The organism is Pelagerythrobacter aerophilus, from assembly GCF_003581645.1.
GTDB classification, from domain to species: Bacteria; Pseudomonadota; Alphaproteobacteria; order Sphingomonadales; family Sphingomonadaceae; genus Pelagerythrobacter; species Pelagerythrobacter aerophilus.
In genome coordinates this window covers 456,402-477,348 of the sequence record NZ_QXFK01000014.1, presented here as the reverse complement: position 1 = coordinate 477,348, position 20,947 = coordinate 456,402, and the positions used below count along the sequence as shown (strand labels likewise).

Genomic DNA, 20,947 nt, shown 5'->3' with positions numbered 1-20,947 from the left:
CTCAGGACGGGATGCGGCGCAGCCGCACCTTGAAGATGGCATCGGCGCCGGTCGCGGCTGTTTCAGCCTCGGCCTGCGGGACAGCGTAGATGGCACCAGCCACCGCGGCGTCGGTCCAGCGAAGGTTCGCCGAATCCCAGTTGAGGGCGGTCCCGGCAGCGATCGCCTTGCCAGCAATGCCGAACCAGTTGCCTTCGTCGGCGACCGGGACGTTGTCGCCAACGCCGTAGGTGTCGCCGGTGCCGCTGGTGACGCGCCGGATGGCGGCGATGCCGATGTATTCGCCGGTGGTCAGCGGGTTGCAGCCTTCATCGCCGTCCCGCTCGACTGGTGCGCCAAAGGCGATGACCGCGCTGGCGGTCTTCGTCCCGGCATCCCATTCGCGCATGTCGGCGTGCATGCCGGGGAAGCCGGCAGGCTGATTGAGGTCGTAGGAGGTCTGGAGAGCAGGCATGTTCGTTTCTCCTTAAGCCGCGGCCGCGTCGCGCTTGTCGCGCCATGCATTGAGGTTGCTGACCGAGTCCTCGAAGGCCTTGGCCTCGATGCCGGCTGCGTCAGTGGCCAGCGGCTGTATGATCCCGTGCGGCACAGTCGCACCGGCCTTCACGTCCGCCGTCAGCGTCGCGAACGAGGCGGCAATCTGCGCGTCGTTCCAATCCTTCGCGGCATCGCCGATCTTGGCCGAGACAGCGGCCTTCATGATCGCCGGTTCGTCCATTTCGTCGGACACGGTGACGCCGAGCGCCTTGGCCTTGTCGCAGACCTGCGCATAGGCCTTCGCGGCGTCGCGCATCTGCTGCGGCGTGATCTTCGCGTCGGCGACCTGCTTCTCGAGCGTGGTCACCTTGGCGTCGAGCTGCTGCTTCTCGGTGGTGAGGGTGGCGACGTCGGCGAGGGCCTTGTCCTTCGCTTCCGCCGTGTCCTTGAGCTGACCCTGCAGCTTCTCGATGCAGGCTTTCGCCTCGTCCGAGACGTTCGGCACCTGCAGGCCGTCAACAATGAGGGTATGCGGCATGGTGCCGTCCTTTCGGTCGTTGGTGAGGGATGCCTTGAGCCTGTCGAGCTTGTCGGCGGTGATGGCGTCGCAGACGGGCAGGCCGTCCTTGATCGCGCAACTGGATCCGGCGCGTCCGCGGTCGACCAGGGCGACGTGATTGCCGCGGATCGAGCGCTGCACGGCGTCGTAGGCGATGCCGTCATGCGTGCCGGGAGTAAAATCGAGGTCGGTGGCATAACCGTTCGAAAGCTCGCGTTTGCCGGAATCGACGGCGGCGATGGCTTCCTTGTCGGTGAGCAGCAGGTCGAAGGCGACGTGCTCGCCGTCGCGCACCGCGCCCATGATCGTGCCGCGGGCGTGATCGCGCCAGTTGTCGGCCGTCACACCCTCGCGCGGGTGGTCGTTCGTGATCGGCTTGCCGATGAAGCTGTGGATGCTCTCGCGGTTGAACACCTCGTCGCCGGGGCGAAAGACCTTGACCACGGCCTTGTCGCGCAGGCCGTGCTTGTTCTCGGGGTCAACTTCGTAGCCGGCGTAGTCGTAGAGACCTGTGCGTGCGACGCGGGCGCGGACGGCCATGTAGCCGTCTTTCGTGCGCTTGGGGGCATCGAGCGTGAGGCGATCCGCGAGGAACATGGTGCGCGGTGTGCCTCATGCGGAGCAATTGCTTCTACGGACGGTAGCTGGCACAAACGCCCCGGGAGCAAATTAGGGGGAGAGATTCGTATGTCTCACATTTTTCGCTCGGGCGGCCAGTGGGCAGGCTACATCAACAACGGCAACCTCTTCGACGCCAAAGGCAACTACCGCGGGTATGTTGATGGCAACGAAGTGTGGGGTCACGACGGCAAATATCTGGGTGAACTGATCGACGGCGCGTACGTGATGCGCAAGACCACGGCGATGCCGAAGATGCCGCGGATTCCCAAGATCGCACCAATTCCGCCAATACCGCCGATCCCGCCTATGCCTCGCATGCCTCGCATGCCCAAGATGGGCTATGAAGACGTCTTCTAACGTTCGACCTCACCCATAATCGCCAGATAAGCCTGCCGCCGACACCCACACCAAGGCGGCTCGCTCGGCGCATCCCCCGACGCGATGGTCTCGCCGCCTTTCATGACGGTGCCGTCAGCGTTCGCCCGCTTGTTCGATCCAAGCCGGTAGATCCTGCCGTTGCGCGCCCGGTGCTGCTCGCGCGGATGACGCTTCCCACTGTGGCGCCATTTCCAGAGCTCGACGCCAGCCTCCGCCATGCGCTCGGCATCCAGCGCGCCGCTCAGCTTCGTGTTCTGATCCGCGGCAATCCTGATCGACCGGGCACGCGCCATGCCGACAGCCTCGCGCAGTTCCCGCGCCAGCTCGCGCGTCGGCGTCCGGTTCTGGTAGGCCCGGAACACGGCGTCGGAGATGCGGCCCTTCGCCTGGTCGCTGACATCGGTGACGAGCGCCACGTTGCGCGCGATCCACGCCTCCAGCGTCTCGCGCACGGGTTGCGCGGTCAGCACGGTCGAGAGGTCGACCTCCGTGCCGGCCTTCACGCCTGCGATCCACTTCGATCGGTGCCATTTCTCGATCGAGACGGCTAGGCGTTCGACCCCGGCACCGAATGCGACGATGAGGCGCGACACTTCTTCGGCGGTGCGGTCGATGGCTGCTTGCTGGTCGGCCGGTGCGTCAGAAAGGGTGATTTCCTCAGAGCGTAAATCGTGGCTCAAACCCGCAGAAATGCTGGCTTCCGAGGTGATTTCCTTCGTCGAAACGCCAATCGTAAATCGTGTCCCGTCCAGTGTCGGCACGGTGTGGCCCGCCATGATCGCGTCGATGTTCTCCTGCCACGCCCGAACGATCGGCATGTAGAGCCGCGCGAGTTCCTGCGCATGGGCCTGTGTCGGCTCGGGTGGGCGGATTGTAAGGTCGCGCCTGATGCCTTGCCGGCGAGCGAGCGCGGGGAGGTCAAAGCTCGCCATCGGCCATGCTCCGGGTCAGCTTGTGAGCGGCGATGTGCAGCGTGGCGAGGGTTTGCGGCGCGTCGGTGCGGCCCCATCCGTAGGTCTCGACTTCGCCGTCCTCGTCAACCGTGAGCAGGATCGCGGCCTGGAGCGGGTCTTCCTCGGCGCGGTCGGCGGCGCGGCGGAGGTGCGCGGGAATGTCGGCGAGGGTGTGGTCGCGGAGGAGGTGGAGGGAGGGCATTAGCGTGCCGCCGATGGGCCAAGCGCATCCATGATCCGTGCCGGCGCGGGATAGTAGTCTTCAAAGACTGCGACGGCCAAACGCCCGGTGTTCCACGCGAAGCTGTCGAGGTTCGTCCGATGGCGCTTAAGCAGCGGGTGCGACGCCGACTGGTGGTGGCCGTGGACGATATGCTTGCCGCTGCAATGCTGCTCGTCGGGATGAAACTCGGCATCGTCGTGATCGACGTCGCCGGGATAGAGCATCCACTGGAGGGTTTCGGGCTTGGCCTCGGTGAGCGGCTGATCGAACGGAACGCCAGCATGCACGAATATGCGCCAGCCATCCTCGTGATAGATCGGCAGTGCGCGCAACCACTCCATGTGCTCGACCGGGACCCGGAGCGGCAGGAGATCGTCACCGCTCCGGTAGCCGTAGGATTCCAGCGTCTGTCCGCCGCCGTTGCCTACCCACCAGCGCATGAGCTGCGGGGAAGGCGTGGACAGCGCTTCCAGCATCATGGCCTCATGGTTGCCCTGCAGCACGACCCAGTCCCAGTTAGGACGCTGCGGCCCTGCCATCAGCAGGTCGATGATGTTGCGACTCTGCGGACCCCGGTCGACAAAGTCGCCGAGGACGACGAACTTCCCGCCCGCGTCGCCAGCGTCGGCTTCGATCAAGTCGATGGCGCGACAGAGAAGGTCGAAGCGGCCGTGGAGGTCCGCAATGGCGTAGGTGCGGGTCATAACCGCGCCGCCGAATAGCCGACCCCATACTCGCGACCATCCGGAGCGGTGCCTATCAGGGCGATCGTGCGATCAGGCCGGCGCTCGATGCGCAGCGGACATTCGGGCAGCCCGCGTTCGAACTGGAAGCGACTGAGCACCCTGAGGGCTGCTCGGCGGCGCTCGCGGACGGTGCTCATCCCTCGCTCACCTTCCCGCGCCAGCCCTCGTCGACCTCGCTGAACAGCTCTGGACCGAAAACCAAAGGCCCCGTGTAAGGCTCGATCGTCGACACATTGACGCCCTCGGCCTTCCACGTCAGCGTGACGTGCGGCCGATACTCCGGCCAATCCCACGACGCCCCAGCCTCGACGATGCGCTTGTGCCGCCATTCGAGCTGGTCATCGGCGAACATCAGCGCCACCGCATCGCCTTCGCCGAGACGCTCCACGGCGCGCGGGCCACCCGGGCGGACGCGCAGGTGGCCGTTCTCGTCGCCGCTCCAGTCCGTGCCGACCGCGAACCAGTCCACCGGTGCGCGGCTGTAGGCGATGGTGACGTGCATGTCGGAAGCGGCGAGGGTGGTTTCGAGGCCCTGCGACTTCGCCCAGCGGATCACCTCGTCGGCGTTCATCAGCTTGCGTTCGATGTAGAGCGTCTTGGGCGCGGCGTCGGCGAGGAATCGGGCATCGTTCGCGGCACGGCGGGCGGGCGCGTTCGTCCCGCCACCGGCAGATTGCTCGATCACCTCCCTTCGTGCTGTGCGCTCCTCCGCTGTGAGAAGATCGTCCTCGTCGCCCTCGGGCATTGCGTTCGCCTCGCGCTCGGCTTCCTCCAGCCCCTCTTTCAGGGCCGGCCACCGTCCGCTGTCGATCATGCGCTGCTGGACGGTCTTTGCCAGTGCCGTCTCGGGCACCAGGCCGGAGAGCGAGAGGTTGTTCGCCGTCTCCGCCTCGAGCTTGTCGATCTCGGCGAACTCCTTCTCGGTCGGCGTATCGAGCGGGCTGAACTTCCAGTAGAGATCGGCCGGCAGACCCAGCCCGGGAAGCATGATCGCGTCGAGCTTGGCGAGTTGCGGCCGCAAGTCCATGTTCTGCCGCGTGGCGATCATGGAGCGGTAGTTCTTCTCGTCCGATTCCCCGGTGCTGTTCATGCCGTCGGGCGACTTGCCGAGCAGGCGGGTGGCGGGAATGTCGGCCGCGCCTGCGACGATCGAGAGGTAGGCTCGCACCATGTCGGGCATCCCGGCCCACGTGAGTTGGCGCTGATCCCACTCGTCTTCCTTGTCGAGGAAGATGCCGCGGTAATTCGACTTGCCGAGCGCGGTGGCCTCGAAGCGCTTGCGCATGGCATCGTCGCCGCCTGGCTGCAGCAGCCGATCGGTCATGCCGGCGATGCGGTAGATGTCGAGCTTCGCTTCCTCGACGAGATCGGCAAAGCCCTCGGACACGCGCTGCGCATCCTTCACGGCGCGGTCGACGCGATCGATGACGGCATCCCCCCACCAGTCATTCGCGGGTTGCCCGCCGAGCATGTCCGGAACGCGCTCGCCGCGGAAAATCAGCAAGCGAGAGGGGTGGATCCGGTCGCTGCCCCGTTGCCCGCTCAGCGTGAAATACTGCGGCTCGTCGAACGTATCGCTGGCCGGGTCATAGTCGATCTCGCCCGGCGTGAGACGGTGCTTGTAGAGTGCCTTCACGTAGACCAGCTTTTCACCCGGGCGAACGGGCTGCGAGAGGTCGGCCGCGTTCGTGCCGAGCAGCACCGCACCGCCGCCGAGACGCCCGAACACGAGCGCGGTCAGTATCGCGCTGTTCAGGCCAAGCCGCTCTTCCTCGGCTTCAATCGCCTTGATCTGATCGTCCTCGGCTTCCCACTCGCGCCATTCGCGGACCATGTCCTGCGCGGGCAGGTCGACGATCTTGGAGATGAGCCAGGAAGAGCGATAGGCCGCGAGAAGCTGGGTCGGGTCCATCTGCTGGAACCACCAGAACGTGTGGCGGCTGCGGTCGATGGACGTGCCTCGGCCGGAGAGCGCGTTGATCAGGCCATCTCGGAGGTTTGTCACGACGCCCATGGGGTCGGGTGTGCTAACTCCAGTCTATTCAGGCTACGGACGGATAATCACAGCGCATCGAGCGAGCTGGTCTTGCCGTCGAGCATCAACTCGGTCAGCGCCCACACCAGCGCGTCGGCCCGGTCAGGCGATCCCTCGCCGACGTAACCGTTCGCGGTGAAGTTGCACATCTGGTCCTCGAGGTCGGGAAAGTCGCCGACGTGGTGCACCTTGCCCTGCTCGTAGAGCGCGGCGATCGGCTCGGCGCGCACCACCTTGCCCCGGCTCGCTTTCACGTCACGGTAGGACACGGTGCGGTCGGCGCTCTGGACGATGGCGCGCACCATGTCGCCGCCGAAGTTCGCCTCGCCGACCACGCGATCAGCCCGGCGCCGGTGATACAGGTCGACCGCACGCCGGCCCCAGCCTTCAGGCGATAGCTGGCAAGTGGCGTCGTCGAGCACGTAGCCTTGACCGTCCACGCCGAGCGCGGCCACGACGATTCCGATGTCGTCTCCCCCTCCGTCGCCCTTGGTGCCGCTCGGATCGACCGCGACCACGATGCGCCGGAAGTCGGGCACGTCGGCTTCCGTAACCCTGAGGGCGTCGATGCCGGGCATTGCGCGCCCATCCTCCGCCTTGCGATCCTCCAGCGACCACAGCGCGCCGTTGACCTCGCTCGCCCACTCGCCATCGCGGAACCTGGTGCGCTTGGCCGACGACATGCCATCGAGCACTTCGAAGTATTCCTCCGGCAGATTCTCGCGGTTGTCGTCGGGATTGATCTTCATCTCGACGTAGTTGTCCGGATCGGGCAGCGACTCCTTCGTGCCGGGCTTCAGTTTCGCGCGGAAGAGCTGGTAGCTCCAGTGCAGCTTCGACGGCGGATTGCAGTCGAAGTAGGCCTTCAGCGCGAGGTGTGTTCGGCCTGTCGCTGTGGCGATCGCGGGTGCGAGCGCGCACTTCTGCGCAAGGCGCGACATGGCCGTCTCGATCGAGCCCCACGGTATCTGCGAGGACTCGTTGAAGTAGAGCGTGCAATTGTGACCTAAAAATCCGTCCGCAATGAGCGTCTTGCTTGAGGTGCTCAGCGAGACGACCTCACCTTCACCAAGGTCGTCGACGCGGGTCACCTGCGCAACATGCCGGCCCTCGGGATTGGCCCTTGTTCCTGTGCCGTGCCCGGAACGGCAGCCTCGGGCAACAAAGCCGCGCCTCCCCTCCCATACAGATCGGGCCTTCGGTAGCAGCCGTACCGGCCTCGTGGTCCCGAGTAGGCGCAATGCAGACCAGATACTGTCGGGTTGTACTTTGGCGCACCCCTCCTTTGCCAAGTGCTCCTTGTAGCCAACGCCGAGTCGATCAAACTCCGTGCGAATTTGATCGAGCACGGGTCCTGGATTTTGAGCCACTCCGACGTTGCCAGCAGACGCCCAGCCCTCGCCGTCCAGTATCCCAGCAAGCCAACCATCGGCCTTTGTTGTGCCCTCATCCCAGACGGGGCAGGCGAAACGCACGCTATCGCCGGGGCGCAAGTCATCTGCGCGGACCCACGACAGCGACCGGAAGTTTCGAGTGCGGCGGTCGTCCCGATAGCCAACGAACTTGTGACACGCAGACACGATCGTCTCGCCCTTGTTCGTCACTACTCGCAGCCTGCGAGTCCGGATGGAGCGAGCAGCCGTCACGGTCGACGGGATCAACTTCATGTGCCCATTGAGATCCTCGGGGAAGCCGATTAGCTCCCGCCCCACCTCGACTTCCGAGGCACGGACCCATGTCAGGTCCGAAGCCAACACACGGGCCGAGGGATCGAGGCAGTATTCCTGGCCGAGGATCTTCTCGACCCGATCCTTGTCGTCGAGGCCCGCGATCCAGATCTGCGACCCGTTCGGCAGCTCGACGTAGAAGTCGGTCTTGTCGAACCGCACGCGCAGGGCCGGGAAGCACAGCTTGAGGACCTTCGGCAGTGTGTCCGACCAGATCGAGGTCTTCGCGTGATTGAAGCGAAAGCGGAAGATCGCGTGCCGGCTGTTCGGGGCGTTGATCGCACGCTGGATGATGGCGCGGACGAGGAGGAACGTCTTGCCGGAGCGAGACCCGCCGCGGAGCATGATGTTGCGGGCGGGGCCGGCAAGGAGGCGGTTGGCTTCGCGTTGCTTAGGGGTGAGGGTGGCAGTCACGGACGCGGCTTGCGGCACGGCGCGGAATGAATGACAACGCGGCCATGACTGGACGCGACCACCTCATCACTTGCTTGATCATGGGAGCCGCCGCCGGCGGCCTGGGCATTTTCGTTGCCCTGATGATCCGCGTTGGATTTCCGCTGGAGCCGGTAATGGCCTTCCTCGGCGCCCTGACCGGCGCGACAGCTACTGTGGCGGGTGCGGTTTGGGTGGCCGACCGGAACCACAACATTGAGATGTCCCGGGAGGTTCAGATACTCACCGACGCTCTGGGCAAACTTCAGAAGTCGGCTGAACATGCTCAAGCTCTTGAACCGACTGACAGTAAGACAATGCCGGCAGAGTACCGCGAGGCGATCAAGCAGTTTGGTCTGAACTCTCGCGCCACTCGCATGATTATCGATCAGGCTATTCAGCGCAGCAAAGCTCTCAACTTCCATCAGATGGCGTCTCTTGGGAACCTGCACGGGATGGTTGTGGAAGTTGAGCAGTTCTACGCCGATTGCTTTGAATCGCCGGAGGATCTTCATCCCGCCGACGATCGCTCTTGGGGAGCCGAACTCCACTATTCCATCGAACTCATTAAGGTGACTATGCGCATCCTCGAGAATCCCTAAGTTCGCGCTCACAGCCCCGCGTCCTCCGGCAGAACGTTGATCTGCATCTCGCCCGAGTGCTCGACCTTGCTGCGATCGGTGAACTTCTCCGGCCGATGCGCCTTGAGCAGGATTTCCAGCATCTTGTCCGAATATTCCTTGTAGGTCGCGGTGATCACGCCCTGGAACGTCACGGGCTTGTCGGTGCCTTCGACCGCCCGGCGCCATGCTTCGCGCTCGAGCTTGTCGGCGGCTTCCTGCTCAGCCTCATCCCACGCGGCGGCGAAGGCTTCGTCCTCGTCCCGCCACTCGTAGGCTGTCGACCGCCCGATGCCGGCCGTCCGCGCCGCCTCTGATACGTTGCAGGTCTCAGCGAGCGTCGCGAGGAACGTCTCGCGCGCGCGATCTGTCCGCGATGTCCGACGCTGCTTGCGTGCCTTAGCCATGCGCCACCACCTGCCCCATCCGTAGGCTCTCGCGATACCGACGCCGCTCTGCCCGCAGCTCCTCCAGTCCACCGCACTCCGCGATCCACTGCAACATGACCTCGGTGCGCGCGCCGTAGTAGCGCTCGATCCCGCGCCATCCATCCGTGACGAACCGCTCTCGGAACCGCTCGGGCATGGGCGGATGCTTCTTCGCTTCGATCACGGTTCGATCTCCTCCCCGCCGCTAGCAGCAATCATCTCTGCCGCTTCGAGGCGGGTCGCGAACGGCAGACGGTTCCAGTGGCGGATGAACGACGAGAGCAGGTCGTCCTGGTTCGGTTCGAGGCGCGAGAGACTGCGCTGCTGACCGAGCGCTTCGTAGCGCAGGTCTCGGGCCGGCGTCCGGTCCCGTGTGGCCTTGTCGAGCAGCTTGCGGGCCTCACCGTGCGGCAGGCGCGACAGCGCGGCGTAGTGGTCGAACGACAGGTCCGTGCTGCGGTCCTCGGCGGGAAAGCTCTCGGCGACCTTGGCAATGGCTTCGAGGCGCTTGGGGTCCTCGAGGATGGCCGGCAGCGCGAGTTCCATCTGCTGCGCGAACTCGGGATCGGCCTTCGCCCGGGTGCGGCCATAGGCGTACCAGTCCGCGGCTTGCCACTTCGTCTCCCGGTCCCGCTGGATCAGGTCGCGGCCGATCGACAGCCAGCGCTCGAACGGCAGGTCGGTGGGGAGGGTGAGGGACGGCGTGTGGTCCTGCTCGATCACGGTCACGGCGTTCATCGCCCCACCCCCCGACTATGATCCCCACAGAACTCCGTCTCGGCCGTGAAGGGCCAAGCGGACCTGAGCTGCCCATCGGGCCGTTCCTTGAGCGTCGGGGCATGACGCCGGCACTGACCGACGCGTTTGTCCCCGAAGCGCAGTTCGCTCTGCTCCTCCCAGAAGTCGCAGCTCGTGCATTCGATGCTCATGTCGGTGATCCCTCCCGTCCGATGTTGGCGATGTTGGTGAACCGATGATTGGCCGAGGCCGCCAGGGTGCTGCGCCACCTCAGCAAATGTACCGGGGGCGTGCTCCACCTCCTGTCAGGGGAAACCCCTTTAGGGGTTCCCCTGCAGGTGGCGCACCGGCCCCTTTGCTGCTCCACCTTGCGCCACCTTTGCGCCACCTTGCGGCACCGGGTGGAGCAGACGGAAACCCGCAGAAAACCGTGGGTCGGGGCTTCGGCCAGTGCCTCACCTGCTTCCGACCCGGTCGACTGCGCCACCTTTGCTCCACATTTGCAATCAAGGTGGCGCAAACCGCAGAATTCCGCCATTTTCACTCCGTGTGCCATGTGCCGACCTCCACGAAAGTGCGGGTTTTGCGGTTCGCGTCGAAACCCTCGACCTCGATCAGCATCTCGTTCGCGATCCACTGTTTGAGGATGTCGTTGACGCGATGTCGGTCCTTCTTCGGATCGAGATTGCAGACGTCCGCGATGACGTTTCCGACCCACGCCTTTGCCTGCGTGTCGCGCCGGAACTGGCCGTCCGCTACGCGCGCCTGGACCTGTTTGAGGTGCCAGCCCGTTACGCCTTCGAAGCTGTCCGGCCACTGCCACGGGCAGGCCACGCCGACGCTATCGCCGTTGTCGAGGTCGACGTTGTTCATGCGGTGCCAGTCAGCTGCTTCTGGCGGGGCGAGATTGGCCTTGTCGTTCTGGGTACGGAAGTAGAAGCCGCGCTTGTCGGGCTCGATGCCGGCGCGCTCGCCTTCCTCCTTTGTCATGCGGTTGTAGACCACGACACTCCGGGCCGCTCCGATCAGGCTCACCGCGCCGCGGGAGGATTCCGCGGTAACCTCGGCTCCGTTGGTCTTGCGGACGTGATGCACCAGGTTGATCGAGCAGTTGCAGACGTCCGCAATGCGGGACCACTCCTTCGCCACCATGTCGATCGCGCGATTGTCGTTCTCGCTGACGGTATGGCTCGACACGAACGGGTCGATGACCATGACGTCGATCTGCCGCGCCTTGATCTCCTCGATCAGCGCCTCCGTCACCGGCTTGATGATGCGGGCGCCGTCGTGTGTTTCCTCGGCAATGCAGAGAGCTTGCTCGCGCCCGGTATCGGCATAGAGCCGATCGCCGAAATGCTCAGGGCCGAGATTGTAGTGCTTCGCCGCGGCCACGAAGCGCCGCTCGGTCTCCTCCGCCGGGTCCTCGAGGTTGTAGACCCACACGCGGTAAGGGCCGCCATGGATCGCTTTGCCAAGCAGTTGATGTCCCGACGTCAGCGACAAGGCCTCGACGACCTTGAGGCTGGACTTGCCGAGCCCGCCTGGCGCGATGTCGAGGCTCAGGAACTTGCGGATTAGGTGCCGCCCGTAGAGCCATTCGCGGCGAGGGATCTCGTGCTCGGCGCGCCAGACGAACGGCGTCGCCGTGATGCGCGGCCGCTCCTGCTCGCCCTCGTCGGGATAGTCCGGAACGGGCGGCAAGGTGGAGCGGCGCTGAGCGAAGGCCTCCCTCACCTTGTCGAGTCCGAACGTCACCTCGACATCGTTGGCATCGTAATTCTCTGGCACGCTCACGCAGCCCTCCGTGACGGCCTGCCGAGCGGATACGCGATGCAGGCGCCAATCTCGCTTGCGACCGCTTCCGCGCATTCGATGCCGGGGTTCTTGTAGGTCCCGGTCCGCTCCTCGAGATCGCAGCCGGTAGCTTCATCATCGTCGGCAAAGACCGTGAAATGCAGATCGGGCCGTCGCTCCGCCCACAGGCGGGCCACCTTGGGCATGTTCGCCGTGTTGAACGTGACGATGACGGGAAGGCCGGTCGCGCGGCTCAAGGTGTCGGCAGTGGCATAGCCTTCCGCGAAGATCGCTTCACTCGTCTCGGGCATGAACTCGCCCACGATAGCGAACAGGCCATTGACCCGGCCCCCTTCGAGGAACCGCTTGTCGCCGCTCGGGCTGATGCGCTGCAGGTTCCACAGTCGTCCGGCTTCATCGCACATCGGGACGAGTAGGCGGTCGCCCATCTGGCGCAGCGGAGCCGCGTTCAACCTCTTTCGCTCAGCATAAGGGTGCGCACTCGACGCGGGATCTGCGCGTTGCCAGAGATCGGCAGCATCGAGCGCGGCCTGCTGCTCACAGTCGCGCTTCTCGGCCTCGCGCTTCTCCTTCGCCGCGCGCCATTCGCGCTGGAGCGCGTCGCGTTCCTCACGGGAAAGGGCCGGGCGATCTTCACTCGACTTCCACTTGAGCGTGCCCGTGTTCATCTTGTAATTGCCGAAAGCGCCGGCCGGCCGCTCGTCGAGATAGAGTATCGCCCACCCGTTCTTGCGCCCCTTGCCGTCCCCCTCGCAGCGAAACCGGATGAGGCTCCCGCTTCCGAGGCGCTGCGCGATCGGTTCGGACGGCTTGACCCCGTTGGCTTCCATGAACGACACGAAGTCGGCGATGGCATCGTGGTAGCTCATGCATCCTCCAGCGCGAGAATGGCGATCCAGTCGGCCGCTTCCTGGTCGGTGAGATGGCCGTGACCACGCGCGATCATGATCCGGGCCTTCTGTTCGGCCGGATCGGATTCCGCTTCGATCGCGCGGATTACGAGGCCGCGCAGGATGTCGCCCAGGTCACGCGGCACGGCGCACCTCCGCGACGGGAAAGCTCTGTCCGCGCAGCCATTCGGCAGCGTCGTACGGATCGAAGAAACAGGCGCAGGGCACGCCGAGCTCGATGAGTCGGTTGCCGAACTCGATCTGCTGTGCCGAGAGGACACCCGGGCGTCCGGCCTTCGAGTAGCCCTTGAGCTCGATGTAGGCGACGAGGCGCTGCCGCCAGACGCAGGTGAGGTCGAACACGCCGGCCCGAATGCCCTCCTTGCGCGCAGTGGCGGGATTGCGCTTGCCGGCGTTCGCATTCGGGTAGACCAGCACGCGCGGGGCCGACCAGCGCATAACGGACAGGAACGTGCCCTGCCGGTCGATCTCGCTCCAGTCGCGGCGACCGTCGGGAGCCTGCACCGGAAACACAGGCACAGGGTCGAGCGTGCTTTCGAGATCGGCCCAGTCCGTCATGCCCGCACCTCGCGGCGCTTGCGTTCGGCGGCGATCATCCGGTCGATTTCTGGCACCGGCAGGCCATAGGAGCGCGACAGGCTCGCCAGGTCGAGGCCGTCGAGCGACGGCCGCATGACGAGTAGCTGGCCGAGAGCGGTGCGCTGGTGGGCCTGTGACGGGGATTTGGAGCCGAACTGACGTCTCATGCTGCGGCGACCTCCGCGAACATGCCCGCGTCACCTTCAATGCGCTTGCGCGCGATCTCGGCGTATTCCGGGTTCAACTCGATCAGGACCGCATCGCGACCGAGCCGATCGGCAACAAGTCCGGTCGTGCCGGCGCCCCCGAACGGGTCGAGCACGAGGCCGCCCTTCGGACAGCCTGCCATGATGCAGGGCGCGACCAGCGCCGGCGGAAAGGTCGCGAAGTGCGCCTCACTGAATGCCGCGGTGGCGATTTCCCAGACTTCGGGCGGAATGATCGGTGAGAGGTCGGGTTCGTAGTTGCGGAGGAGGCGGCTGTCCCGCACTTCGCCCGACGCTTCGGCAGCATCCCAGCGGTCATTGAAACCGCCATATCGACGCTCGGCAGATAGCCCTTTCGCGGATGCGGCGGTCGCAGTTTGCTTACCACCAACAGCCTTCATACTGCCGTTCGTCTTCCGCCCGGCATTCGCGCGGTCGGAACCGGCCTGGCTATCGATGTCCTGCGACCAGCGCTGCAAGCTCGCCTCGGCGGCAGGCATCCGCACGGCTTCGCTGTCGTAGTAGCTCGTTGCGCTCTTCGTCAGCAGAAACAGCTTCTCGTGCGCCGTGCTCGGCCGATACCGACCGGAGGAGTCCGGCATCGGGTTCGGTTTGCCCCAGATGATTTCCGAACGAACCCACCACCCGGCATCCTGCAGCGCGATGGCGAGCCGGTTCGGGACCATGCAGAGGTCTTTCGGCTTGAGCATCCCGACGCCGACGACGCGCGGACCGGTTTGAGCACCGAGATTGCCGAGGTTCTGGGTCTTTCCCGCGCGCGCCGTCTTCTCGTATTCGCGATCGAGGTGGCCGTAGACCGGCCCGACCGTCGAAAACGGCTTGTCGCGGAACGTCCGGTCATCGGTCCCCGCCGCCTTCGTCGCCGCAGCACTCCGTCCGTTCGGCTTCGTCGCGTAGCAATCGCCGTAGTTGAGCCACAGCGTGCCCTCGGGCTTCATCACCCGGCGCACCGCGTCGAACACGCGCACCATCACGTCCAGGTGCTCTCCTAGCGTCGGCTCCATGCCGATCTGGCCATCGACGTCGTAGTCGCGCAGGCCCCAGTAGGGCGGCGACGTGACGACGCAGTCGACGCTGTCGGCATCGAGATCTGCGAGACGATCGAGCACGTCGCCGATGAGGATGCGCACACTCATCCCGCCACCACCCGAACCGGCGAGCGCTCGAGCAACTCGGCGACCTTGGCTGCAAACTCGGCGTCGGCAGCGCGGCGCGCCCTGACCCGATCCAGCCCATAGAGCACCGTCGAGTGATCGCGCTGAAGAACCCTGCCGATCTCGGTCGAGCGCCATCCCCGCTGCGAAGCCACGTAGCAAACCACCTGCCGCGGCGTGGAATGCATGCGAAGCCGCGAGGCGGAGGCAATATCCTTCGCCGGCACGTCGAAAATGCGCGAGGCTGTGTCTATGATCTCACGAACCCGGGGGCGCACGACGATCGGCTCTGGTGCGGGGCGCGGATCGGCGGTGGCAATACCTTCTCCCAAGAGCGTGACGATCCTGCGGTTGCCGACGCGCTCGATGGCGATGCGGTTCAGGTCGCGGAGCTGCGTCAGAGCCTCGCTGATACCGTCCGCGCTGGCGCCGAGGTGCGCCGCCAGGTCGCGGTTCAGCGGGCAGGGTTGGCCGGCGCGCGCGAGTTCGCGGAGATAGCGCAGAAGCTTGGAGCGCAGAGGCTTCATGCCGTAGCCTTCCGCGCATCCCGCTTCGCCTTCGCGGCCTGCGAGGCACGGACACGCTGAGCCTGCGCGGCGAGGGCTTTGTCGGCGAGGGGCTGGAGGCGGCGAACTTCTTCCTCGGCGGCGGCGAGTTGTTCGTCGATCTGGTCGCGTTCATCGCGCGCGGCATCGCGTTGGCGGGTCAGTTGGTTGTTCTGCACTCGGAGCTGACTGAGCCGATTGCCATCGCTCGCGGCCTGGTTTTCAAGCTGGTTGATCCGGGTGCGCTGCCGCGCGTGAATGTCCTCCGCGGTACTGACCCGCCCATTGAGCACCGAAAGCCGCTTCCGCAGCGTCCGACGATCCATGTAAAGCGCGACCGCAGCGATGGTCGGCACGGCGATTGCGGCAGTGGTGCCGATGGTGATCAGGTCCATTTCAGTTCCTCCCAGCGTTGGCGGGCACCACTCGACCACGGCGCGAAAGCTTCTCGGCGCCATGCAGTGATGCGAAGGTGGAGTTGGCGGCGCGCTCGATCTGGCGTGCCTCGTTGCGAGCGGCTTGGCGCTTCCGGCGCTCGATCTCGCGCTCGCCCTGGTGGGGCAGACGATACCGGTTGCGCGCAGGGCGATACCCTGCCGGATAGCGCGTGCGGCCCATGTGGTGCGGCTCGCGAAGTGCCCCGGGTAACGACAACGACGCCGCGGCCATCCCCAAGATGTGCTTGAACATTGGTCAGTTCCTCCCTTTGAGTTCAGGCAGCACGGCGCGCGTCGTCTTCATCGACGACCGCTTGCATCTGCGGGATCAGTTCGCGGAAAAGGGCGGCGAGCACGGCGGTATCGACGTGGCAGCGCTTCCCATCGCGCAGGCGGTCGATCAGCTCGGCAACCGAGTGACCGAGGCCGGCGGCGAGTTCGAGGTCGTTGGCGGGGTTCGCGCGAGAAGGCGTGAGGCCGGCCCAACCCATTTCCTGATGCAGCGCGTCCGATACGCCGCGATGCAGGTTGGCGATGTTGAGCAGGTTGTCGATCGAGGGCAGGGAGGCTTCTGCCATCCACTTCTCGACCGTGCGGACCTGCACGTCGGCAGCATTCGCCACCTTGTCCTTGCCGTGCGCCTTCACCGCCTTGCGAACCCCGGAGGCAGCAAGCTCTTTTGCGCGAGCGTTCGACAAATGTTGATTTTTGCGAACGACGAGGTTGTCAGGCACGGCTACCTCCAGAAGCATGAGAAAGAGGGTCGGCAGCCAGCGGAACGGCGCCTTGGTAGACAGCGTCCGAGTGGGCGCAGATGCGTTCACCGCAGCCTGCGCAGCGAGTGCCTTCGGGAGAGAGGGCCGCGCGCCACGAGCCGGGGTCGGAATCGGTGTCGATGGTGAGGGTGGGGGACATTCAGGCGACCTCCCGACCGTAGGTCCGCAGCCACTCGCCAAACGAGAGGTCGCAGTCGTGATCGAGGAAGGCGCGATACCGGCGCTGCGAGGCCGTGAGTCTCGGGGCGGCGGGGCTGTTCTCGGCAACGTAGGCACGGCCGGCGTCGGTGACATGGAACAGGTCCATTTCGCCAGTCAGCGCATTGCCAGCGCGCCGGATCATCAAACCGCGCTCGACCGCCTCCATGCAAATGGGATGGTCGATCGAGCCCTCGCCGGTGACGAAGTAGTTCCGGTACTGCTCGCCTTGCCCGTACTGGTCGACGCCGAGCGAGTGCTGCAGGATGTGGAGCAGGCCCATCTACCCCCTCCCATCATTCGTGTTCGCAGCGCGCACGAGGCGCAGCGGCAGGAACGGGTAGCGAAGGCCTGCGATGATGAGGGTCGCGCGGATCATGCGGCGATCCCCCAGAAGTCGTTCGGCGTCACATGACCGTCCGTCTTCTCGTAGATGAGGGCCATGAGCTTCCGGGATGGGGTGATTTCCCCCTTCGCGGCGCGCGTGATGGTCGAGACGGCAACTCCAGTCGCTTCAGCAAGCTTGGAAGCGCTGTTGCCCTCGATCTCCAGATAGGCGGCTAGTTTCATGCTGACTATATTGCGCAATACGCAAATCAGCACAAGGCCCATTTTTGCGTATCACGCTATGGCGGGGGAAATTCCGCCGTGCGAGCCGTGCGCGATGCGCATAAAGCTCAAACAGTTTCGCGAGCGCCTCGGCCTCACACTGGAAGCGATGGCCGATCGCAGCGGCTTTTCGGTGAGCCAGCTCTCGCGCTGGGAGAGCGGTAACAACAACATCCCTAGTGAAAGGTTGCCCGAGCTGGCGCGCTCATATGAGTGCCGGATCGGCGACATATTCGAGGAAGACGATAGCCCCTTCGAAGCCCTGGGACCGACGCTCTATGTGAAAGGCGACGTGCAGGCCGGCGTGTGGAAAGAAGCGTGGCAGTTCGCCGAGGATGAGTGGGAGCGCTATACTGGGCGCGCGGACATAAAGGTCAGCCTACGTGAGCGTTTTGGGCTCCGCGTCGTCGGCGAGAGTATGAACCAGGTCTACCCGCACGGCACCATCCTAGACTGCGTTGCCTACACCGGCGACCAGACAATCCCGAACGGCAAGCGCGTGATCGTCCAGCGCATTCGCAACGGCGACGAGACCGAAACGACGGTGAAGGAATATCACCGCGACGCTGACGGCGTGGAATGGCTTGTGCCGAAGTCGGATAATCCCGCCTTCCAGAGCAGCTTCCGCGTGGATCAAGAGGAAGAAGGCGTCAGTCAGGCGCACATAATCGGAATCGTAGTAGCCGCCATCATTCCGGAATAAATTGCACAATACGCAAAAAGGGGCTTGACCTCTCTTTGCGTATCGCGCAAAACGTCTTCAACGAACCGGGCCAGTCCCGGGGCAAGTTGGAGATGAAGCATGGCGGAGAGCCTTTCCCTTAAGTGGGGCACATTGAAGGGCTGGGACCTCAACGAGGACGGTCCCGCGTTCAAGGCACTGCAGCGCTACCATGAAGAGCCCACGGCTCTCGGCGCGATGCAGCAGCAGGACACCGACAGCCAGAAACAGGCAATCTGCGACATCATCGACGCCCTCGATGCTGACACCGTCTACCTCGATTGGGACGGCAAGGACGTCAGCAAGGAAGAGGCGAAGCGGTACGTGCTGGAGTACCGCGCATGAACGCCCCCTCGAAAATCGCCGTCGCTACCACCCCCCACCGTCCGCGCGCTGCCCCCCTGTCTGCGCGCATCGCCGGCGCAACCCCCGGGCTCGCAGAGGTAGCAAGCGAGCCCGGCAAAGCTCACGAATGGCACCGCAGCCCGAAGGCGCGCGCCATCCTCGAGACGATCGAGCCCGCTGACGTCCGCCGCGACAAGGCTGACAGCCTCTGGGGCTCGCTGTTCGATAAGACCGAGCTCCGGCCTCTCAGTGAAGCGGCATGGGACGCGTACGAGCGCCTGAAAGCGCTGCGCATCGCTGCCGTCGACGCCGAGCTCGGCCATACCTTCACTGCCACGCAGAGCCCCTACAACGAGGCTCGCGCGACCCGCTGGCTCGATCTCTACGCCTCGGTTCCCGAGGTCGCGGAGGTCGTCGCCGAGGAGCTTGCCGGCCGGAAGGCTGGCGAGGGGAGGGCGGTGTCGTGAGCGCGTCGCCCTCACACATGCCGTGCTCAATCGAGCACAAGGTATCGCACCGCGAATGGGATGAGGTGCGGATCGAAGCGGGCGACTTCTTCGAGAACCTGCCGCACATGGTCGGCGATGCGATCAAGCTCGGCCTGATCGAGCACGACGAAAGCATTGATGATCTGATCGGATGCCCGACCCTCAATTTTGAGAACGGCTCGGTGGGCGTCGACGAAATGTGGGGCGTGAGGGATGGCAGGGTCTACACCTCCTCATTCAGCGGCGGACTCGTCGAATGGAGTGCTGAGGCCGCGTGCTACGAGCGGCTCGTCTACGGCAGTGTGCGCCCTCTCGGCGGCCTCGTGTCGATTGAGTTCACGCTGACCGACGAACTGCGCCCACTCTTTCCGAAAGGCGGTGCACAGTGACCGCCATCCCCATCCGCCACATCGCGAACGATGCGCGCATCAACACCCGCACCGTCACCTTCCGCGCCTGGCGCGTCCCACACGGCTCGCTGCATCCCGCGATCCCGCTCGACATCGGCGCCCCCGGCGACATCACCGAGGCGCTGGCGAGGGCGATCGACGGCACCGGGCTCCAACACAAGGACGCGCTGCTGATCCACGCCCGCGACGAAGCACGCCGAGCCGGTGTCCTGCGCAGCTACGGCATCAAGCAGCGGTCGCAGGCCGTGTGGCGCAAGTGCGAGGCCACTGGCGAGCGGAGGTCGGTTCGCCCGCTCTACGCCGACGAGCTGTTCGCGCTGCCGATCTTCGATTTCGAGCCGGAGCGGCCGTTTGATGCGCTGCGGGATGATGCGGTGGGGCTGGATCGGACGATTGTGGAGATTTTCTAGATGTCACATTTCTCAGTTCTCGTAATCACCGATCAGCAGCCGGACGATGACGCCCTCGCTGCGATCTTGCAGCCATGGCACGAGTACGAATGCACCGGCGTCGATGACGAGTATGTTGTCGATGTCGATGTGACCGACGAGTTGGTCGCGGACCATGCCAAGTATGGCGAGGGAAAGCCCTTCGACGAGTTCGTAGAGGGCTGGAGTAGCGCAGAGAAGCGCGACGACGGGCGCTGGTATCACCACACCAATCCGAACGCGAAGTGGGACTGGTGGGTCGTCGGAGGGCGCTGGAGCGGCCTTCTCCGCCTCAAGTGCGGGGAGGCGCCGATACTCGGCCGGCCGGGTGTGCTCGGCAGTCGTGCCAGCGATCATCCGCTCGCAAGCGATCAGGCCATGATGCAGGACATCGACATCGATGCGCTCCGCAACGAAGCGCGCGAGGAAGCCGTGACACTATGGGATCAGGTTCACCAAGTGACGGATGGCCTGCCCGCGATCGAAGAGTGGGCGGCGCTCCGCGAGCGCGTAGGGAACATCGAAGTCGCGCGAGCCGCTTACTGGGCACAGCCCGCGGTCGCGGCACTCAAGGCGCAATTCCCGAATAGCTGGAGCCTCGACGACGAGGTCGACGCCACCCGCCGCACGCGCGACGAATTCGGCCAACGTGCCGCCGACGCGTCGCTGAACACCTTTGCGGTCGTGAAGGACGGAAGCTGGTTCGAGCGCGGCAAGATGGGCTGGTGGGCTCTCGTTTCGGACGAGAAGGAAGAGGGCGCCTGGACGGCCGAGTTCCGCAAGCTGCTGGACGGCCTTGAGCCCACCGCGTGGCTGACGGTCGTGGACTGCCACATATGACCCACCCCCACACCCTCCGCACCGCCCTCGGCCTCACGCTCGGGCTGCTCGTCCTGCTGATGGCGAACGGGATCATCGCTGGGGTTGCGGCGGTGGCGAGCGGCGAAGTGGTGCTGAAATGACCCACCCACCCGTCACCTATGCCGATGCCGCGCAGACGATGCGCCGGGTGTTCGCCGGGACCGACGTCACCAAGCCGACTGCCGGGTTCTACCGCTTCCGCATGCGTTCGGGCGGCGTCCGCGGCGTCGTGCGCATCTGGTTCGGGCCGCCGCACGATCCTGTCACCGGTGAGGAGCTTGACCGCTCCTGGCGCTGGCAGGCCGAGTTCAATGGCGAGCCGGTGGATCTCGATCGCGTCTGGCCGGATTGCGCCGGCGAGCCCGTGACCGAGCAGGACTATCGCCGCGCCATCGCACGGCAGGAGTGGGCCAGGCAGCACGCTCCCGATTCCGCTTACGCCGACCACCGCAAGCGCCGCGATCCGCTCGATCCCGGCGAGCCGCTTCCGTTTTGAAAGGAGCCTC

At 65.1% G+C, this 20,947-nt stretch carries 33 protein-coding genes; 10 read left to right on the top strand and 23 right to left on the bottom strand.

Going from position 1 to position 20,947, the window contains the following annotated elements; translation table 11 throughout:
* Position 1 precedes the first annotated feature (1 nt).
* Together D2V04_RS06250 and D2V04_RS06245 are read right to left on the bottom strand one after the other, a co-directional pair.
* Positions 2-454: a structural cement protein Gp24 gene (locus D2V04_RS06250; RefSeq protein ID WP_119512401.1), complete on the bottom strand. Its 453-nt coding sequence runs from the start codon at positions 452-454 to the stop codon at positions 2-4.
* 12 nt (positions 455-466) lie between these two features.
* A complete protein-coding gene (locus D2V04_RS06245; protein ID WP_119512400.1) occupies positions 467-1,633 on the bottom strand; it encodes a DUF2213 domain-containing protein in 1,167 nt (388 codons plus the stop codon).
* A gap of 90 nt (positions 1,634-1,723) precedes the next feature.
* Between D2V04_RS06245 and D2V04_RS06240 the strand changes: the two genes are divergently transcribed.
* Positions 1,724-2,014 carry a 4-fold beta flower protein gene (locus D2V04_RS06240; RefSeq protein ID WP_119512399.1) on the top strand — a complete coding sequence of 97 codons (291 nt, stop codon included), beginning with the start codon at positions 1,724-1,726 and terminating at the stop codon, positions 2,012-2,014.
* Here the strand turns inward: D2V04_RS06240 and D2V04_RS06235 are convergent.
* The 6 genes from D2V04_RS06235 to D2V04_RS18180 all read right to left on the bottom strand — a co-directional run bounded on the left by D2V04_RS06235 (position 2,011) and on the right by D2V04_RS18180 (position 8,133).
* The gene (locus D2V04_RS06235) at positions 2,011-2,853 is read right to left on the bottom strand and encodes a phage minor head protein (RefSeq protein ID WP_182849681.1); all 843 of its coding nucleotides are present in this window, start codon (positions 2,851-2,853) and stop codon (positions 2,011-2,013) included. The two genes, D2V04_RS06240 and D2V04_RS06235, sit on opposite strands and share 4 nt — an antisense overlap.
* 100 nt (positions 2,854-2,953) lie before the next feature.
* A complete protein-coding gene (locus tag D2V04_RS06230) occupies positions 2,954-3,190 on the bottom strand; it encodes a hypothetical protein (RefSeq protein WP_119512397.1) in 237 nt (78 codons plus the stop codon).
* Positions 3,190-3,915: a metallophosphoesterase family protein gene (locus D2V04_RS06225; RefSeq protein ID WP_119512396.1), complete on the bottom strand. Its 726-nt coding sequence runs from the start codon at positions 3,913-3,915 to the stop codon at positions 3,190-3,192. The genes D2V04_RS06230 and D2V04_RS06225 overlap by 1 nt, the downstream gene beginning before the upstream one ends.
* Complete coding sequence (locus D2V04_RS17750; RefSeq protein WP_147391783.1) at positions 3,912-4,094, bottom strand: hypothetical protein; 183 nt, start codon at positions 4,092-4,094, stop codon at positions 3,912-3,914. Before D2V04_RS17750 ends, D2V04_RS06225 begins: the two co-directional genes overlap by 4 nt.
* Positions 4,091-5,971 carry a phage portal protein gene (locus D2V04_RS06220; RefSeq protein WP_119512395.1) on the bottom strand — a complete coding sequence of 627 codons (1,881 nt, stop codon included), beginning with the start codon at positions 5,969-5,971 and terminating at the stop codon, positions 4,091-4,093. Before D2V04_RS06220 ends, D2V04_RS17750 begins: the two co-directional genes overlap by 4 nt.
* Before the next feature lie 47 nt (positions 5,972-6,018).
* The gene (locus D2V04_RS18180; RefSeq protein WP_228766283.1) at positions 6,019-8,133 is read right to left on the bottom strand and encodes a phage terminase large subunit family protein; all 2,115 of its coding nucleotides are present in this window, start codon (positions 8,131-8,133) and stop codon (positions 6,019-6,021) included.
* Between the two features lie 26 nt (positions 8,134-8,159).
* Here D2V04_RS18180 and D2V04_RS06205 point away from each other — a divergent pair, with 26 nt between their 5' ends.
* Complete coding sequence (locus D2V04_RS06205) at positions 8,160-8,753, top strand: hypothetical protein (protein ID WP_119512394.1); 594 nt, start codon at positions 8,160-8,162, stop codon at positions 8,751-8,753.
* A gap of 8 nt (positions 8,754-8,761) precedes the next feature.
* Here the strand turns inward: D2V04_RS06205 and D2V04_RS06200 are convergent, their stop codons facing one another.
* The 15 genes from D2V04_RS06200 to D2V04_RS06135 form a co-directional block, all read right to left on the bottom strand.
* On the bottom strand, positions 8,762-9,178 hold the full coding sequence (locus D2V04_RS06200; protein WP_119512393.1) for a terminase: 417 nt from the start codon (positions 9,176-9,178) through the stop codon (positions 8,762-8,764).
* Positions 9,171-9,383 (bottom strand): hypothetical protein, encoded by a 213-nt coding sequence (locus D2V04_RS06195; protein WP_119512392.1) that lies wholly within the window; start codon positions 9,381-9,383, stop codon positions 9,171-9,173. The genes D2V04_RS06200 and D2V04_RS06195 overlap by 8 nt, the downstream gene beginning before the upstream one ends.
* Positions 9,380-9,937: a hypothetical protein gene (locus D2V04_RS06190; RefSeq protein ID WP_119512391.1), complete on the bottom strand. Its 558-nt coding sequence runs from the start codon at positions 9,935-9,937 to the stop codon at positions 9,380-9,382. The genes D2V04_RS06195 and D2V04_RS06190 overlap by 4 nt, the downstream gene beginning before the upstream one ends.
* A gap of 540 nt (positions 9,938-10,477) precedes the next feature.
* On the bottom strand, positions 10,478-11,731 hold the full coding sequence (locus D2V04_RS06180) for an AAA family ATPase (RefSeq protein WP_182849680.1): 1,254 nt from the start codon (positions 11,729-11,731) through the stop codon (positions 10,478-10,480).
* Positions 11,728-12,621 (bottom strand): hypothetical protein, encoded by an 894-nt coding sequence (locus D2V04_RS06175; protein ID WP_119512388.1) that lies wholly within the window; start codon positions 12,619-12,621, stop codon positions 11,728-11,730. Before D2V04_RS06175 ends, D2V04_RS06180 begins: the two co-directional genes overlap by 4 nt.
* Positions 12,618-12,788 carry a hypothetical protein gene (locus tag D2V04_RS17890; protein ID WP_182849679.1) on the bottom strand — a complete coding sequence of 57 codons (171 nt, stop codon included), beginning with the start codon at positions 12,786-12,788 and terminating at the stop codon, positions 12,618-12,620. Before D2V04_RS17890 ends, D2V04_RS06175 begins: the two co-directional genes overlap by 4 nt.
* Entirely contained in the window at positions 12,778-13,221 is a 444-nt protein-coding gene (locus D2V04_RS06170; RefSeq protein ID WP_119512387.1) for a hypothetical protein, read from the bottom strand. Before D2V04_RS06170 ends, D2V04_RS17890 begins: the two co-directional genes overlap by 11 nt.
* Entirely contained in the window at positions 13,218-13,409 is a 192-nt protein-coding gene (locus D2V04_RS17745) for a hypothetical protein (RefSeq protein WP_147391782.1), read from the bottom strand. Before D2V04_RS17745 ends, D2V04_RS06170 begins: the two co-directional genes overlap by 4 nt.
* A complete protein-coding gene (locus tag D2V04_RS06165; RefSeq protein ID WP_119512386.1) occupies positions 13,406-14,605 on the bottom strand; it encodes a DNA-methyltransferase in 1,200 nt (399 codons plus the stop codon). The genes D2V04_RS17745 and D2V04_RS06165 overlap by 4 nt, the downstream gene beginning before the upstream one ends.
* Positions 14,602-15,150, bottom strand: coding sequence for a helix-turn-helix domain-containing protein (locus D2V04_RS06160; protein ID WP_119512385.1), 549 nt, complete (start codon positions 15,148-15,150; stop codon positions 14,602-14,604). The genes D2V04_RS06165 and D2V04_RS06160 overlap by 4 nt, the downstream gene beginning before the upstream one ends.
* Positions 15,147-15,563, bottom strand: a complete 417-nt coding sequence (locus tag D2V04_RS06155; RefSeq protein ID WP_119512384.1) for a hypothetical protein — start codon at positions 15,561-15,563, stop codon at positions 15,147-15,149. Before D2V04_RS06155 ends, D2V04_RS06160 begins: the two co-directional genes overlap by 4 nt.
* A gap of 1 nt (position 15,564) precedes the next feature.
* A complete protein-coding gene (locus D2V04_RS06150; protein WP_147391781.1) occupies positions 15,565-15,858 on the bottom strand; it encodes a hypothetical protein in 294 nt (97 codons plus the stop codon).
* Positions 15,859-15,880: 22 nt separating this feature from the next.
* A complete protein-coding gene (locus D2V04_RS06145; RefSeq protein ID WP_147391780.1) occupies positions 15,881-16,429 on the bottom strand; it encodes a hypothetical protein in 549 nt (182 codons plus the stop codon).
* A 91-nt stretch (positions 16,430-16,520) separates the two neighbouring features.
* Positions 16,521-16,862 carry a hypothetical protein gene (locus D2V04_RS06140; RefSeq protein ID WP_119512381.1) on the bottom strand — a complete coding sequence of 114 codons (342 nt, stop codon included), beginning with the start codon at positions 16,860-16,862 and terminating at the stop codon, positions 16,521-16,523.
* A gap of 92 nt (positions 16,863-16,954) precedes the next feature.
* Complete coding sequence (locus tag D2V04_RS06135; RefSeq protein WP_119512380.1) at positions 16,955-17,149, bottom strand: helix-turn-helix domain-containing protein; 195 nt, start codon at positions 17,147-17,149, stop codon at positions 16,955-16,957.
* A gap of 58 nt (positions 17,150-17,207) precedes the next feature.
* Between D2V04_RS06135 and D2V04_RS06130 the strand changes: the two genes are divergently transcribed.
* The 8 genes from D2V04_RS06130 (at position 17,208) to D2V04_RS06100 (ending at position 20,937) form a co-directional block, all read left to right on the top strand.
* The gene (locus D2V04_RS06130; protein WP_182849678.1) at positions 17,208-17,891 is read left to right on the top strand and encodes a helix-turn-helix domain-containing protein; all 684 of its coding nucleotides are present in this window, start codon (positions 17,208-17,210) and stop codon (positions 17,889-17,891) included.
* Positions 17,892-17,990: 99 nt separating this feature from the next.
* Positions 17,991-18,254 carry a hypothetical protein gene (locus D2V04_RS06125; RefSeq protein WP_147391779.1) on the top strand — a complete coding sequence of 88 codons (264 nt, stop codon included), beginning with the start codon at positions 17,991-17,993 and terminating at the stop codon, positions 18,252-18,254.
* Positions 18,251-18,721 (top strand): hypothetical protein, encoded by a 471-nt coding sequence (locus tag D2V04_RS06120; protein WP_119512377.1) that lies wholly within the window; start codon positions 18,251-18,253, stop codon positions 18,719-18,721. The genes D2V04_RS06125 and D2V04_RS06120 overlap by 4 nt, the downstream gene beginning before the upstream one ends.
* Complete coding sequence (locus D2V04_RS06115) at positions 18,718-19,131, top strand: hypothetical protein (protein WP_119512376.1); 414 nt, start codon at positions 18,718-18,720, stop codon at positions 19,129-19,131. Before D2V04_RS06120 ends, D2V04_RS06115 begins: the two co-directional genes overlap by 4 nt.
* Complete coding sequence (locus D2V04_RS06110; protein WP_119512375.1) at positions 19,128-19,562, top strand: hypothetical protein; 435 nt, start codon at positions 19,128-19,130, stop codon at positions 19,560-19,562. The genes D2V04_RS06115 and D2V04_RS06110 overlap by 4 nt, the downstream gene beginning before the upstream one ends.
* A complete protein-coding gene (locus D2V04_RS06105; RefSeq protein ID WP_119512374.1) occupies positions 19,563-20,420 on the top strand; it encodes a hypothetical protein in 858 nt (285 codons plus the stop codon). It abuts the gene before it with no gap.
* Positions 20,417-20,542, top strand: a complete 126-nt coding sequence (locus D2V04_RS18290; protein ID WP_267463448.1) for a hypothetical protein — start codon at positions 20,417-20,419, stop codon at positions 20,540-20,542. The genes D2V04_RS06105 and D2V04_RS18290 overlap by 4 nt, the downstream gene beginning before the upstream one ends.
* Positions 20,539-20,937, top strand: a complete 399-nt coding sequence (locus D2V04_RS06100; protein WP_119512373.1) for a hypothetical protein — start codon at positions 20,539-20,541, stop codon at positions 20,935-20,937. The genes D2V04_RS18290 and D2V04_RS06100 overlap by 4 nt, the downstream gene beginning before the upstream one ends.
* Positions 20,938-20,947 lie beyond the last annotated feature (10 nt).